Source organism: Streptomyces sp. NPDC053673, assembly GCF_055585225.1.
Map to the genome: position 1 here is coordinate 166,804 of NZ_JBVJKN010000007.1, position 13,075 is coordinate 179,878.

The window sequence follows — 13,075 nt, forward strand, 5'->3', positions numbered from 1 at the left end:
TGCGGCATCCGCTCCCACACCGGTCCGATGGCCTATGGGCCCAAGGGCGTCACCACCGCTCAGAATCCTCCGAGCGGGACCTGGTAGGCGGTGTCGGACCCGGCGTTGACGATCCGCAGCCGCAACGTCTTCCGGCGTGCCGGGTAAGACGTCTGGGTCGGCCGGGATGCGGCCGTGGACCGGGTTGATACGGGTGCTTCACATCGCTGGTGTCGCCGCCAAGCAGATCACTCTCGGCGCCCATGCGCCTGAATTTCATCGACATGCTGCCGGACAAGGCCGAGGCGGACGGGGACGCCGCATCGTCGGCCGTGCCCCCCATTGGGTGGGAGGAGTAGCTGCCGGGGTGTTGGCGACGCAGTGGTGGGTGATGTCGGCGCCGGCCCGGATAGCGGTCTGGGGGCCGGGGCACGCGGTCCATGTCGTTGCGCAGGGTGATGCCGTGCCAGTGGATCGATGTGGTGGTCCTGCCCTGCGGCTGGTTCTCGGGTTCAGCGGTCAGGGTGTCTCCGGCGGAGAGCCGGACCTCCCGGCCGGGGTCCGGCCGCCGAAGGCCCGGGTTCTTGGCCCCTGATGCCACCGCAGCCTGGGCGGGCCGGCCAGGGCCAGCCAGATCCGCGCGGCTTGGATGCTGGAGGCGGCCAGGATCAGCGTGCTGGCGCCGACGAGCAGGGCGGTACGCGAGCCGGCGGGGGCGTGCAGGCCGTGAGACAGGGTGCCCATCGCCAGGACGGCTGTCACGGTGAGCGTCCAGAACCAGCGCCGTGCGCGCCGGACGCCGGCCCCGTTCATCAGTGCCCCTTCGGGTTGTTGATCCACACCTCGATGGTGATCGCCGCAAGTGCGAGGAGAAGCAGCAGCGCGGCAGCCATGGCGGGTTTGCGCTCCTGCCAGCGGCGGCGGGGGCTGCGGTCGAGGAATGGCACCAGGAAGATCAGCGCGAACACAATGCCGATGACGATGCCGATCGAGGGGATCCCGAACCACTCCTCGAGCGGGAAGAACCACCAGAACATCCACAGCGGCCGGGTGATCTCGATGCCCTCCACCGGGGTCGGGCCGATCACGGGCGGGACGAGCACGGCGAGGACGGCCAGGACACCGACCAGGACCAGGCCGAACGCCGCGACGCGCTTGATGTGCGCGGTGAACGGCTCGGGGGTCTCCACCTCGGGTGCGGGGATCTGCGGGTGCGGGGAGATCGCGTGGCGCTTGATCAGCAGCGCGTGCAGCACGAACAGCACAAGGATCAGCCCCGGGATGATCACCGAGTGCGCGGAGTACAGCCGCAGCAGGATGGGCACGCGGTTCGTCAGCTCGGGGGTGAACCAGATGCCGAACCCGCCGAGCAGCTTGGCGACGTCCAGGTTGTGGCCGAGCGCCTCGTAGCCCTCCTGGTCCCACTTCAGGACGCTGCCGGTGAACACGGCCAGGAAGGTCAGCAGGAACATGGCCGCCCCGACGACCCAGTTGCCTTCACGCGGCTTCTTGAAGGAGGCGTGCAGGAACACCCGCAGCAGGTGCAGCAGGGCCAGGACGAACATCGCCTGAGCCGTCCAGTAGTGCAAGCCCCGGGCGAAGGAGCCCAGCCACACCTCGGTCACCAGGTCGCGCACCGACTGATTGGCCGACTCCGGGACCGGCGAGTAGAACTGCGATACGTAGATCCCGGTGACCAGCAGGGTCACGAACGCCACCGCGGTCAGCCCGCCCAGGCTCCAGCCGAGGTTGTTGGCGTGTTCGGGTACCGGATAGGCCAGTGCCTTGATGCCCATGCGCTCGTCGACCGCATCGATCGCCCGCCGCCACCATCCGGGCCGGCCGGGCTGAGGGGCGGCGCTCTCCTTGGGCGCGGGCCGGGCGGTCATCGTGTTCCCTTCGCACCGGCGCGGCGCTCCAGTTCCCGAATGGTGTGCGGGGGCCGCCACCGACGGGTCAGGTACAGCCCGGCGGCGATCGCGGCCACGGCCAGGACCAGCAGCGCCACGTCGCCGCCGTTGCTCACCCCCCGGGCGGGCCGGAACTCCTCCAGAATCACACTGGTGCCGGTCTCGGTACCCACCGCAGGCCCCGCCGTGGGGCGGCTGGGAAGCTTTCCACCGATCGCCACCAGCAGCAGCCTTCGCGCCTCCGCGGTGGCCTGCGCGCTCTCCCCCGGCCGCTCGATGACCTCGTCCGCCTCCCGGACCTTGGGCCCATCGACGCCCATCTGATCCGGTGCCTCCAGCGCGTCGTGGATGCGCTCGGCGACCCGCTCGTCACCGGCATCGTTGGCGATGAGCGCGAGGGCCTGCTCGACCAGGACAGTCGCCTGTTCACTCTCCTCCTCGTGATCCCCGTTCGCCCACACGGGCCATGCCGACGCCGCCACGAGCAGCACGGCTGCCGCGAGCAGGGCCCACAAGCCCCGCCCCGCACGACGCGTAACGACGCGGCGCGAGAGGCCCGCCCTTCGGCCTTGTCGCATCACGCAGCTCCGCATCGAAGGATCGATCCACGTACCGCGGCGCACGCCTTCAAACTCGCAGCACAGCAGGGGCGGCCGGAGGATGCCGCACCCCGATGTCCCCCGAACGGCCGAAGGACTCGTCGCTCGGTTTCTCCGGTACCGAGCTCACGCCATCGAGCCGCGACGGGATGACACGAAAGCGGGTTCCGGGGCCACCGGGTTCATCCGCTCGGCGGCGGGGCGGGAGCGGCGTCGACGTAAAGCCGGTCGCGGTAGCCGCGGCCTTCTCGGTACGGCCCGCTGCAGGTGGTCAGCACCAGGCGGGGCGGGCCAGTCGTGGTGATGAACTCGGTGGGCAGCGCGGAGCCGCGGCGTACGGTGACCGCCCGCACCTGGTAGCCGACAGTGCCCGAGGGCGTGGTGACTGTGACCGGGTCGCCGACCTCGGCCCGGCTCAGGAAGCCAAAGACGGCGGCCCCGCGCCGGGTGTCCAGGTGCCCGGCGATGACGACCGTGCCCCGGCGGCTGCCCGGCACTGCGGTGTCCTTCCACCAGCCGGCCGCTTTTCCGTCACCAGGTACGGCGAGGCGCCCTTCGGCCCCCACTCCGACGGGTACGACCACCGCATTGAGGCCCACTGCGGCCAGGATCAGGCGCACCGGCGCCCCACCGGCCACGGGCGGCGTGCGCGCAGCAGCCGGCTGGGCCGACACCGGTCTTGCCGCCGCCGCCCCGGTCAGGGCCGGGCGCGCCGGGACGCTGGCGCCCGCGAGCGCGGTGATCCACAGCAGCAATATTGGGCGAGCGGGCCATGAGGAAGTGCCTCGAGACGTTCGAGCACATGCCCGAGGAGTTCCCGCCCAAGCGGATCATGCGCGGCATCGAGGAGATCCAGCAGCAGAACACGCAGATCCTGCGTCACCTCGAAGAAAGAGGAACACCGATGGGCGGTGGCCCCTGACGCCTGCTCCGGCAGGCGGTCTGGTCGAGGGCCTGCCGTCGATGCCGGGCTCGATTCCAGTCGCTGACCAGGCCGATGGTCACGTCGGCGCACCGCTGACGGTCAGCGCCGACTCATCCACGCCGGTCCAGGGATCTGTCCTGCCTCCGCGGCACAAGGGCGCCGCTCGCATCCCTTGGCGGAATCTCCCGGGCACCGGCGGTTGGGGGGCACGCCAAGTACTTCGCATGCCACCCAACCGCGACGTCACGAACGGTAGGCGACGTTCGCCATCATCCCGGATTCGCCTTGGTAGGCGTTGTGGCAGTGCAGCAACCACTGGCCGGGGTTGTCGGCGTCGAAGAAGACCGACTGCGTCTTCTTGGGCAGGACGATCGCGGTGTCCTTGCGCGGGCCCGAACGCCCCAGCAGCGCCCGGATCGCCTCCCCGGTGCCGGCCTTCGCGCGGGTCTCCAGCAACCTGCCGAGCAGGATCAGGATGAGGTGCGCGCCTACCCGTATCAGGTAGGGGCTGACCGTCCCACCGCCCGGGACCAGTTGACCCTGTGTCCTCAGGCCAGGACGGGAGGACCCTGGAAGCACCACAAGAACGAGGCCGGACAGCGTAGGCCGTGCGCCCGCCGCCCGGGTGACCTGGGGATGTGATGGTGATGATGTTCTGGTTCGACCACGACGTCAGCGGCTGGGGCTGGTTCGCAATGTCGGCCAGCATGATCGTGTTCTGGGCGCTCGTCATCACCGCCGCCGTCCTGCTCTTCCGGGCCCTGGGCCACTCCCACGAGCACACCCACAGCCCGGCCGGTCCCTCGCCCGAGCAGCTGCTCGCCGAACGGTTCACCCGCGGCGAGATCGACCAGGAGGAGCACCAGCAGCGCCTGACCGCGCTGCGCTCCTCGGGCCCCCTCACCACACGCTGACGCCCTCCCCGGGAGGAGGCCCGGCCATGAGCACCAAGAACTACGGCCTGTACGCGATCGCCATCGCCATCGCCTTCGTCGGCGCGCTGGCGCTCGGCATACCCGTGGGCACCCTCGCCCTCCTTGTCATCGTCCTCGCCTGCCCGCTGATGATGTTCTTCATGATGCGCGGCATGCACGACGGCCGCGGCGACGGTGACCAGCACACCGACCAGAGCGATCCGCTGCGCAAGCACGACCACCACCAGCACCCCGGGGGCCGGCCGTAACCGGCCGGCTCCCCGCCTCGACGGCATGGCGAGGAGAACGCCATGAGCGCCGTGATAGCCGTGCTGATCGGCACGCTGATGCTGGCCGGCGTGATCTACGACATCGCGCGCCGGATCACGCCGAACGAGAGGCGCTGCCCTCCTCTGGCCCGCCTTCGGGGCCGTCGCGCAGCTCTGGAGGACGCTGAGCGGTGGTGCGTCGGCCTGCGCCTGCACGGCCGGATCGACGCGGCCACCTACCAGCACCGGATGAGCGGCCTCTCCCGCGGCCGGCGCAGACCATCCGCCAACCGAACGGCCTCAAGGAGGATGTGATGGCTGATGCCGCATACGGCCTGTGGCCGCTGGTGGTGCTCAACACGGCGCTCTTCGTGCTGTTCGCCGCGAGCTTCTTCCATCCGAAGACCAAGCGGGACTGGCGGGCCATGGGCGCCTACAGTGCGTTCCTGGTGGCCCTGTTCACCGAGATGTACGGCATCCCCCTGACCATCTATCTGCTGGGCAGCTGGCTCGGCAACCAGTTCCCGCTGTTGAACGACACGCACGCCGGCGGGCACCTGTGGAACGACCTGACCGGCTGGAGTGGTGACCCGCACCTGAGCCCCTTCCACCTGGCGAGCTACTTCGCCATCGGCGGCGGCTTCTGGCTGATCGCCGCTGCCTGGAAGCGCCTCCACGAAGCCGCCCAGCAGGACGAACTGGCCACCACCGGCCCCTACGCCTGGGTGCGCCACCCGCAGTACGACGGCTTTCTGCTCATCATGATCGGGTTCCTGCTGCAGTGGCCCACCATCCCCACCCTCATCATGTTCCCGATCCTGCTGTACGTGTACGTGAGGCTGGCCCGCAGCGAGGAACGCGAAGTCGCGAAGATGTTCGGCGAGCAGTGGACCTCCTACGCCGCCAACACCCCCGCGTTCTGGCCGAAACGGCCCCGCAGGGCACCGGCCGCCCGGAAGCCGGACACTTCCATCACCGCCAGGTCCGCGCGAGGGGCCCACTCACGAGCCTCGTGGAGGTGACCTGAGCATGGAAGCCCTCGTCTGGACGCTGATCATCCTCGGGGACGTGGCCACTGCCGTGTGCGCCGTGCATCTCACCCGGCGCCACCGGCGGGACGCCGCAGAGCTGGTCCGTTCCATCCACCGCACCGCCCCCATCCTTCTGGCCGCGGGAGCACTTCCTCTTCCCGCCCTCCTGGGCGCTGACGCGCCCGCCGCGGCCTGGGGCCTGTGGGGCGCCACCATGATCGCCGCCGCCCTCGTCTACGCCACCGCCGACACCTCCCGCAACCTGCCGCCTCGCACGCGGGCGGCGTCCCAGACCGGGAGCAGGCCATGAGCGGGCGGGCCCCTCGGGGAACAGCGCCCAGCGGTCTCCAGGCCGAGATCTCCTCATCCGGGCCGGCCGGTGCACCGCACGACAGCGCGACTGAAGCAGCCCGGCCGCCCGCCGACCGGGCGGTCCTGGATGCGGCCGGGATCGAGAAGGCATACCGGCGCGGCGTATGGCCGGCCCGGCACCGGATACCGGTGCTGCACGGTGTGGACCTCACCCTGGCCCCGGGTGAAGTGGTAGGCATCGTCGGCGAGAACGGCTCCGGCAAGAGCACCCTGATGAAGATCCTTGTCGGCGCGCTGGCCGCCGACGCCGGCACGGTGACCCGCACCGGGCGGCTGGGCTACTGCCCGCAGGACCCGGTCGTGTACGAACGTCTCACCTGCGACGAGCACTTCGAGCTGTTCGGCCGCGCCTACGGCCTGTCCCCGGAGGGGGAGCTGCGCTCGCGCCGCGAGATCTACACGGCCCTCGGCTTCGAACGCTACGCCGGCACCCGCGCGGACCGGCTGTCCGGCGGGACCCTGGCCAAGCTGAACCTTGGCCTGGCGCTGCTGGCCGACCCGGACGTGCTGCTACTGGACGAGCCGTACGCGGGCTTCGACTTCGACACCTACCTCAAGTTCTGGAAGCTCGTCGCCCAGCGTCGCCAGGCCGGCCGCTCCGTGCTGATCATCAGTCACTTCGTGACCGACCAGGAGCGTTTCGACCGGATCGTGGAACTGCGGGACGGCCGGGCGGTCCCCCGATGACAGCCCTGACATTCACCCGCCGGTTCCTCTTCGAAGCCGCCCGCACCCCGGTCAACCTGCTGGTGCTCGTCTTGGTACCGGTGGTGTTCGTGGTGGTGGCCGCCGAGCCGCTGGCGGATGCCGCCGAGCTGCTCGGCGGCCCCGGCGGTCCGGCGGTGCAGACTGCCACCGCCGGCTGGGCCGCTGGGTTCATCGCCGCGATCGCCATGTATTTCCAGATGCGCACCGCCCGCGCGGCCGACCGCCGCCTGGTACTGGCCGGGCTCGCCCCCTTCCGGCTGGTGGCCGCCCGCATGGCCACCGGCCTGGTACTCGCGCTGCTGGCCACGGCCGCGGCCCTGCTGGCCCTTCAGGCGCGGACCGGACTCGGGGACGATCCGGGACGGGTGCTGGCCGGGACGCTGATGTACGCGGTGATCTACCTGGCGATCGGGGCGCTGATCGGCGCGCTGGTCACCAGCCCGGTCAACGGCACCGTGCTGGTGCTGTTCGTGTGGATCCTGGACGTCTTCTTCGGCCCCGTACTCGGTGCGGCGGACCGGCCGGTGACCCGCATCCTGCCGACGCACTTCGTGACACTGTGGATGGTGGACCTGCCCTCCGGCCACGGCGGGCAGATCGGCGATCTCGGCTGGGCCCTGGCCTGGGCAACCGTAGCGACCGCCGTCGGCTGGGCGGTGATCACAGCCACCAGCCGAACCGCTCGGCCCCGCCACCACACCCAGCCCGGCTCGGCCGCCGGCCAGATCACGGCAGGAGTGCGCATGGGCCTGCGGGAAGCCGGGCGCAACCGCGTGCTCTGGGTGCTGCTCATCGCCGTACCCGTGGTCTTCGTCCTCCTCGCCGTGGCCACCACCCCCGACGAGTCCACCGCCCTGACGGTGCGCGAGCAGGGCCGCACCCTCTCCCAGCAGGTCTGGCTCCCCGACATCCACGGCGGGACCATGGCTCCCATCGCCATCGCCTCACTGGCCACGCTCGCCGGACTGTTCACCGTTCTCAACGCCCGCTCCGCCGACCAGCGCCTGGCCCTGGCCGGCTTCCGCACAGGCAGCCTGCTCGTCTCCCGGCTTGCCGTCGTCACTCTGCTGGCGCTGCTCGCGACCGCGGCCTCCCTCGCCGTCACCGCGACCGTTTTCGATGCCCGCCAATGGGGCCTCTACATCGCGGCCAGCATCCTCATCGCGCTCACCTACGGGCTCATCGGCGTCCTGCTCGGCCCGCTGTTCGGCCGCGTCGGTGGCGTGCTCATCGCCTTCCTGGTGCCCTTCCTCGACATCGGCATCGAGCAGAGTCCGATGCTGCACCCGCAGCCCCCGGCCTGGGCCCACGCTCTGCCCGGCTACGGCTCCGGCCGTGTCCTCATCGACGCAGCCCTCACCCCCACCTTCGACGAAACCGGCGCCCTGCTCCTCGCTCTCGCCTGGCTGGCCGCCCTCACCGCCGCCGCGGCCGTCCTGTTCCGCCACGCCGCCACCGCACCCCGCTGACGCCCGCACCTGCGTGAGGCACGGCTCCACCCCGACTTTCAGGTGAGCAGGCGAGCCGGACGGCCGTACCGCCGTGGCAAGCGCCGCCCTGGACGGCGAACCTGAGTGCGACGGCCGACCCGCGGCCGCGCTCTGACCCCACAGCCCTCGCCCGAAAGGTCCGCCCCGCATGTCACTCACCCATCCGCATCGGGGCCGTGCCGCTCTTGCCGTGGGAGGGGCGTTCGCCCTGCTCGCCCTGGCCGGCTGCTCGAAATACGGCAACGGCAACGGCACCGTCACCCTCAGCCCCTCACCCGCCGCGACCAGCGCCGGCCCCGCCGCAGCGCGCATCGTGATCGAGAACTTCACCTTCAGCCCGGCGAACCTTCAGGTACGCCCCGGAGCGAAGATCACCGTCATCAACCAGGACTCAGCCCCGCACACCGTGACCGCCACCGGCGACAAGACATTCGACACCGACACCATCGGAGGCGGCGCAACCGCCACCTTCACCGCTCCCTCCAAGACCGGCAGCTACTCCTACATCTGCACCATCCACCCGAACATGAAGGGCACCCTCACCGTGCGCTGACACCAGAGCTGCAAGCCCGCGCGCCAAGACCAGGCCACACCTACGATGAAAAGGTGAGCCGTGGCGAGCAGAAAGCGTCGCCGCAGCGTCGGCTGCGAGTGAAGACGCTGCTCGTGCTCACCGTGCTGGCCGGGCTGCTGGCCATGCACGCTCTGGGTTCCGCAGGCCCAGCCCTGGCACAAAGCGCCCCTAAGCACTCGGCCCACCAGACAGTGGCGTCCGCTTCCGAGCATCACTGCGTCTGCCCTGATGACGACAGCGCAGACAGGCACACCACGCATGCGGACCAGACGTGCGCTTCAGGAGCGGTTCCCGGGACCGCCGCCATCCCCGCCCCCGCCCGCGTACCGACCGCCCTCGACACCGCCGCTCACTTCCCCGCCCCGATGCCGTACGAGCCGGCCGACGGACGCGCCCCGCCCACACTGGCCCAACTCCAACTCCTGCGGATCTAGAGAATGCTCGCGCGCCGACACCCTCCCGTTGGATCCGTCGCCCCGCGCAGGCGTACCCAGACCCCATCACACACAGGAGCTGCGAACCATGAACACGACCCGTTCCCTCACCCGCCGCACCGCCACGGTCACCGCTGTGGCCACCGGCGCCCTCCTCCTGGGCGCCTACGGCGCCAACGCCGATGCCGGTGGTCTCGACACCACTACGCGCACCGCCGTCTCCGCCCCGGCACGGGCGACCGCCGACGCGCACAACCAGGCCGACGTCACCTTCGCGCAGGACATGATCCCGCACCACCGCCAGGCCATCGTGATGGCCGAGATGGCCAGGACCCACGCCACCTCGCCCGAGGTCAAGGCCCTCGCTGCGCAGATCGAGAAGGCCCAGGCTCCGGAGATCACCACCATGACCGGCTGGCTCATCGACTGGGGCGAGAAGGTCCCACAGGGGATGTCCGGCATGGACGGCATGGGCCGGGACGACGGGCACGGAATGCCCGGCATGATGGGCGAGGACCGCATGGAGCAACTGCGGCACGCTCGCGGATCCGGCTTCGACAGCATGTTCCTGACGATGATGATCGAGCATCACGAAGGCGCCATCGAGATGGCCGAGACCGAGAAGAAGCAGGGCGCCTACGGCCCCGCCAAGGAGCTCGCCGACGACGTCATCACCGCGCAGACAGTGGAGATCGCCCAGATGCGGAAGATGCTCGGCACGAGCTGACCCCGACACGCCGGGATGGCGCGACCCGGGAATGGCTCGCCCCTTGGCTCATCCACGCAGCGACCCGAGATCGTGAGCCTTAGCGTCCCGCGCACGGGCGGACAGCCCTGGATGGCTCGGCTGGGTCTTTGAGGCCCCCTGCCCTCTGCGAGCGAGGGAGGTGTGCCTTCAGGCCGTTGCTGGGACGGTGGGTGCCCCTGTGATGGGCTCTCTGCGGCTCCTTCTCCTACCCTGCGTCCCAACAGTGTCCTGAATCCGCCGTCCAGCCCCTCGCACAGACCCCTGGTGAAGCTCGCACCGACGGTGAACCGACGCATCCTCGCAGGTCAGCGAAGCGTCAACTACAAGCCGTGGAACCGCCATCGAACTCGTGAGCAGCGGATTCAGTCCGTTGGGCCAAAGTTCTGAATCCGCGCTCGCGATGAAACGTTTCTTCAGGTCAGGAGCCTGCGTGGTGGGGCGGGTGGGACTCGAACCCACGGCCGACGGATTATGAGTCCGCTGCTCTAACCGGCTGAGCTACCGCCCCTTACGGCGCGTCGCGCACATTTGTGCGCGCCGTCTGCCGCAGCATAGCCGCTCATACGATCTCCTGCTTCGGATGGTCGGCGACGCTACGACCTTGAGGACCTCGCTGCCGCCTGCCCGGTTCCACGAAGAGGGGATTACATGGAAAAAGGACCCCGAGGGGTCCTCTTCACCACTGCTCCCCCGGCTGGACTCGAACCAGCAACCCTCCGGTTAACAGCCGAATGCTCTGCCAATTGAGCTACAGGGGATCGCGCTCCCCCGACTGGACTCGAACCAGTAACCTGCCGGTTAACAGCCGGCTGCTCTGCCAATTGAGCTACAGGGGATTGCTGCGTGTGCACCGAACGTACCTACCCCGGGCGTCCCGGGCGGCGCTCGCTCGCTGCGACACATACATTAGCGCAAGCAGGGGGGTGCTCCGCCAATCGGTTCCCCCGGTGACCTCGCGGTGAGCTCCGGATGACCCTTCGGGTGATCAGGGGGTCCTGCGGGTAGGCGGGCAGCACAGCCTCATGGTCCGTATCGACACCGGCGTCCGTGACGACGCCGGCGAAGGGTGGCAGCCATGCGCTACCGGCTTACGTTCATCGCCGGACTTGCCCTGGGCTACGTGCTCGGCACCCGCGCCGGGCGCGAGCGTTACGAGCAGCTGAAGAAGTCCGCACGGGAGTTCACCCAGAATCCGGCCGTGCGCAATGCGGCCGAGTCCGCCGCGCAGACGAGTCGCGACGTGGCCGGGAAGGCGTACCACGTCGTGAGCGACAAGGTCGGGGACCGGATGCCCGACTCGGTGGCCGAGCGGGTGCGGTCGCTGCGCGAGCGGAGCCAGGGCGCCGAGGACGACTGGGGCACGAGCAACACCTAGTGCCCTGGTTCTTGCGTCCTGCCGGTGGTTCTTGCGTCCTTTCCGGCCGGACAGGACGCATGAGCCGGCCCCGGACCCGGCTCCACTGCCCCCGGCCCGGTCGGTCGTGGGCCCCAGGCCCGCCGCCCACGCCGATGCGTGAGCCGGTCAGGGCGTGACTTCGGTCCCGCGTGCGGCAGAATCTGATGACATGGGGATAGTCGCCGGGCTGGACAGTTCGTCCGCATTCACTCGCATCGTCGTCTGCGACACGGACACGGGCGCCGTGCTGCGCCAGGGATACGCACCGCATCCCGTCGAGGCGAAAGCCACCGACGTCGATCCGCAGGCGTGGCTGCTGTCGCTGGGTGAGGCGGCCGCCGGGGGGCTGCTGGAAGGCGTTCAGGCCATCGGTGTGTCCGCGCAGCAGCACGGGCTGGTGCCGCTGGACGCGGCGGGCGCGCCGGTGCGTACCGCGCTGGTCGGGAACGACAAGCGGGCGCAGGTCGCGGCGGCGGATCTGATCGAGGCGTTCGGCGGGCGGCAGGCATGGGCCGAGGCCGTCGGCTGCGTACCGCAGTCCGGACTGCCCGTGGCGAAGCTGCGCTGGCTGGCGCGTACCGAGCCGGAGGCGGCCAGGCGCACCGCGCTGGTGATGCAGCCCCACGACTGGCTGGTGTGGCAGCTGCTGGGCAGGCCCGCACGCAGGACGACGGACCGGGGTGCGGCGTCCGCGACCGGGTACTGGTCGGCGCGCACGGGCTCGTACCGGCCGGATCTGGTCGAGCTGGCGCTCGGTCACCAGGCCGCGCTGCCCGAGGTGCTGGGGCCTTCCGATGCGGCCGGGACGACGCCGGAGGGACTGCTGATCTCCGCGGGAACCGGCGAGACGATGGCCGCCGCGTTCGGCCTCGGTCTCGGGACCGGGGACGCGGTGGTGTCGCTGGGGGCTTCCGGGTCCGTGATGGCCGTGCACCACGAGGCGCTGGCCGATCCGTCGGGGATGATCACGTCCTTCGCCGACGCGACCGGCATGCATCTGCCGGTCGTGCACACACTCAATGCCGTACGGGTCCTGCGCGGCACCGCCGAGATGCTCGGCACCGAGGACCTGACCGAACTGTCCGCGCTGGCCCTGAAGTCCACCCCCGGCGCCTCCGGTCTGGTGCTGCTCCCCTATCTGGAGGGCGAGCGCACCCCGCATCTACCGCACACCGCGGGCACCCTCAGCGGGCTGCGGCGCGAGTCGATGAAGCCCGAGCATCTCGCGCGGGCGGCGTTCGAGGGCATGCTGTGCTCGCTCGCCGACGCGCTGGACGTGCTGCGCGGGCGGGGCGTGGACGTACGGCGGGTGTTCCTGCTGGGGCAGGCCGCCGAACTCCCCGCCGCGCAGGCCGCGGCGCCCGCGATCTTCGGCGCGCAGGTCGTCGTACCGCAGCCCGCCGACTACGCGGCGCTCGGAGCGGCCCGGCAGGCCGCCTGGGCACTCGGTGTGGCGCAGGGCACGCTCGCCCCGCACAGCCCGCCGGCCTGGCGGGGCGCGGCTGCGCAGGTGTTCGAGCCGGGTGAGGAGCTGGCGGTGGGGCAGGCGGTGCGGCAGCAGTACACCGCGACGCGTGAGCAGCTCCACCCGGGGGCGTTCAACGTCTGACCGCCGTCGCACGCGCGTTCTTGACCGGGCCTTGGCGAAATCCCTTGGGCAGAGGGTGGTCGAGTGTCGGAGTATGGGGCCGACCCCACGACTCGACGCCGACCCGAGAGACAGCCG

The 13,075-nt window shown here is 70.5% G+C and carries 17 protein-coding genes, 3 tRNA genes and 1 pseudogene; 13 read left to right on the forward strand and 8 right to left on the reverse strand.

Translation table 11 applies throughout. The features are described from left to right. Positions 1-498 precede the first annotated feature (498 nt). The 4 genes from ACZ6ZQ_RS13485 to ACZ6ZQ_RS13500 all read right to left on the reverse strand — a co-directional run bounded on the left by ACZ6ZQ_RS13485 (position 499) and on the right by ACZ6ZQ_RS13500 (position 3,108). Positions 499-792 carry a hypothetical protein gene (locus ACZ6ZQ_RS13485; RefSeq protein WP_469768679.1) on the reverse strand — a complete coding sequence of 98 codons (294 nt, stop codon included), beginning with the start codon at positions 790-792 and terminating at the stop codon, positions 499-501. Then, on the reverse strand, positions 792-1,868 hold the full coding sequence (locus ACZ6ZQ_RS13490; RefSeq protein ID WP_469768680.1) for a cytochrome b N-terminal domain-containing protein: 1,077 nt from the start codon (positions 1,866-1,868) through the stop codon (positions 792-794). The genes ACZ6ZQ_RS13485 and ACZ6ZQ_RS13490 overlap by 1 nt, the downstream gene beginning before the upstream one ends. Then, positions 1,865-2,404 carry a hypothetical protein gene (locus ACZ6ZQ_RS13495; protein WP_469768681.1) on the reverse strand — a complete coding sequence of 180 codons (540 nt, stop codon included), beginning with the start codon at positions 2,402-2,404 and terminating at the stop codon, positions 1,865-1,867. The genes ACZ6ZQ_RS13490 and ACZ6ZQ_RS13495 overlap by 4 nt, the downstream gene beginning before the upstream one ends. A gap of 266 nt (positions 2,405-2,670) precedes the next feature. Next, the gene (locus ACZ6ZQ_RS13500) at positions 2,671-3,108 is read right to left on the reverse strand and encodes a class F sortase (RefSeq protein WP_469768682.1); all 438 of its coding nucleotides are present in this window, start codon (positions 3,106-3,108) and stop codon (positions 2,671-2,673) included. A 152-nt stretch (positions 3,109-3,260) separates the two neighbouring features. On the opposite strand from ACZ6ZQ_RS13500, the gene ACZ6ZQ_RS13505 reads away from it, so the two are divergent. Beyond that, positions 3,261-3,410, forward strand: coding sequence for a hypothetical protein (locus ACZ6ZQ_RS13505; RefSeq protein WP_469768683.1), 150 nt, complete (start codon positions 3,261-3,263; stop codon positions 3,408-3,410). Positions 3,411-3,656: 246 nt separating this feature from the next. On the opposite strand, the pseudogene ACZ6ZQ_RS13510 reads toward ACZ6ZQ_RS13505, so the two are convergent. Continuing rightward, a pseudogene (locus tag ACZ6ZQ_RS13510) lies at positions 3,657-3,818 on the reverse strand (multicopper oxidase domain-containing protein); the annotation flags it as partial. Positions 3,819-4,060: 242 nt separating this feature from the next. Here ACZ6ZQ_RS13510 and ACZ6ZQ_RS13515 point away from each other — a divergent pair. From ACZ6ZQ_RS13515 to ACZ6ZQ_RS13560, 10 genes are all read left to right on the forward strand, one after another. Then, positions 4,061-4,327, forward strand: coding sequence for an SHOCT domain-containing protein (locus ACZ6ZQ_RS13515; RefSeq protein WP_469768779.1), 267 nt, complete (start codon positions 4,061-4,063; stop codon positions 4,325-4,327). Between the two features lie 26 nt (positions 4,328-4,353). Further along, positions 4,354-4,596: a DUF2933 domain-containing protein gene (locus tag ACZ6ZQ_RS13520; protein ID WP_469768684.1), complete on the forward strand. Its 243-nt coding sequence runs from the start codon at positions 4,354-4,356 to the stop codon at positions 4,594-4,596. Between the two features lie 42 nt (positions 4,597-4,638). Next, the gene (locus tag ACZ6ZQ_RS13525) at positions 4,639-4,911 is read left to right on the forward strand and encodes a hypothetical protein (protein ID WP_469768685.1); all 273 of its coding nucleotides are present in this window, start codon (positions 4,639-4,641) and stop codon (positions 4,909-4,911) included. Next, a complete protein-coding gene (locus ACZ6ZQ_RS13530) occupies positions 4,911-5,618 on the forward strand; it encodes a methyltransferase family protein (protein WP_469768686.1) in 708 nt (235 codons plus the stop codon). Before ACZ6ZQ_RS13525 ends, ACZ6ZQ_RS13530 begins: the two co-directional genes overlap by 1 nt. 7 nt (positions 5,619-5,625) lie before the next feature. Next, complete coding sequence (locus tag ACZ6ZQ_RS13535) at positions 5,626-5,937, forward strand: hypothetical protein (RefSeq protein ID WP_469768687.1); 312 nt, start codon at positions 5,626-5,628, stop codon at positions 5,935-5,937. Further along, the gene (locus ACZ6ZQ_RS13540) at positions 5,934-6,686 is read left to right on the forward strand and encodes an ATP-binding cassette domain-containing protein (protein WP_469768688.1); all 753 of its coding nucleotides are present in this window, start codon (positions 5,934-5,936) and stop codon (positions 6,684-6,686) included. The genes ACZ6ZQ_RS13535 and ACZ6ZQ_RS13540 overlap by 4 nt, the downstream gene beginning before the upstream one ends. Further along, positions 6,683-8,176: an ABC transporter permease gene (locus tag ACZ6ZQ_RS13545; protein WP_469768689.1), complete on the forward strand. Its 1,494-nt coding sequence runs from the start codon at positions 6,683-6,685 to the stop codon at positions 8,174-8,176. The genes ACZ6ZQ_RS13540 and ACZ6ZQ_RS13545 overlap by 4 nt, the downstream gene beginning before the upstream one ends. Positions 8,177-8,345: 169 nt before the next feature. Further along, positions 8,346-8,750 carry a cupredoxin domain-containing protein gene (locus tag ACZ6ZQ_RS13550; RefSeq protein ID WP_469768690.1) on the forward strand — a complete coding sequence of 135 codons (405 nt, stop codon included), beginning with the start codon at positions 8,346-8,348 and terminating at the stop codon, positions 8,748-8,750. Between the two features lie 53 nt (positions 8,751-8,803). Further along, complete coding sequence (locus ACZ6ZQ_RS13555) at positions 8,804-9,205, forward strand: DUF6153 family protein (RefSeq protein WP_469768691.1); 402 nt, start codon at positions 8,804-8,806, stop codon at positions 9,203-9,205. Between the two features lie 88 nt (positions 9,206-9,293). Beyond that, positions 9,294-9,932: a DUF305 domain-containing protein gene (locus tag ACZ6ZQ_RS13560; RefSeq protein ID WP_469768692.1), complete on the forward strand. Its 639-nt coding sequence runs from the start codon at positions 9,294-9,296 to the stop codon at positions 9,930-9,932. A 452-nt stretch (positions 9,933-10,384) separates the two neighbouring features. Here ACZ6ZQ_RS13560 and ACZ6ZQ_RS13565 read toward each other — a convergent pair. The 3 genes from ACZ6ZQ_RS13565 to ACZ6ZQ_RS13575 all read right to left on the reverse strand — a co-directional run bounded on the left by ACZ6ZQ_RS13565 (position 10,385) and on the right by ACZ6ZQ_RS13575 (position 10,789). After that, positions 10,385-10,461 (reverse strand) — tRNA-Ile (locus ACZ6ZQ_RS13565). Between the two features lie 177 nt (positions 10,462-10,638). Further along, a tRNA-Asn gene (locus ACZ6ZQ_RS13570) sits at positions 10,639-10,711 on the reverse strand. Between the two features lie 5 nt (positions 10,712-10,716). Then, positions 10,717-10,789 (reverse strand) — tRNA-Asn (locus ACZ6ZQ_RS13575). A 239-nt stretch (positions 10,790-11,028) separates the two neighbouring features. Between ACZ6ZQ_RS13575 and ACZ6ZQ_RS13580 the strand changes: the two genes are divergently transcribed. Both ACZ6ZQ_RS13580 and ACZ6ZQ_RS13585 read left to right on the forward strand, forming a co-directional pair. After that, on the forward strand, positions 11,029-11,328 hold the full coding sequence (locus ACZ6ZQ_RS13580; RefSeq protein WP_469768693.1) for a YtxH domain-containing protein: 300 nt from the start codon (positions 11,029-11,031) through the stop codon (positions 11,326-11,328). Positions 11,329-11,518: 190 nt separating this feature from the next. Next, positions 11,519-12,958, forward strand: a complete 1,440-nt coding sequence (locus tag ACZ6ZQ_RS13585; RefSeq protein WP_469768694.1) for an FGGY family carbohydrate kinase — start codon at positions 11,519-11,521, stop codon at positions 12,956-12,958. Positions 12,959-13,075 lie beyond the last annotated feature (117 nt).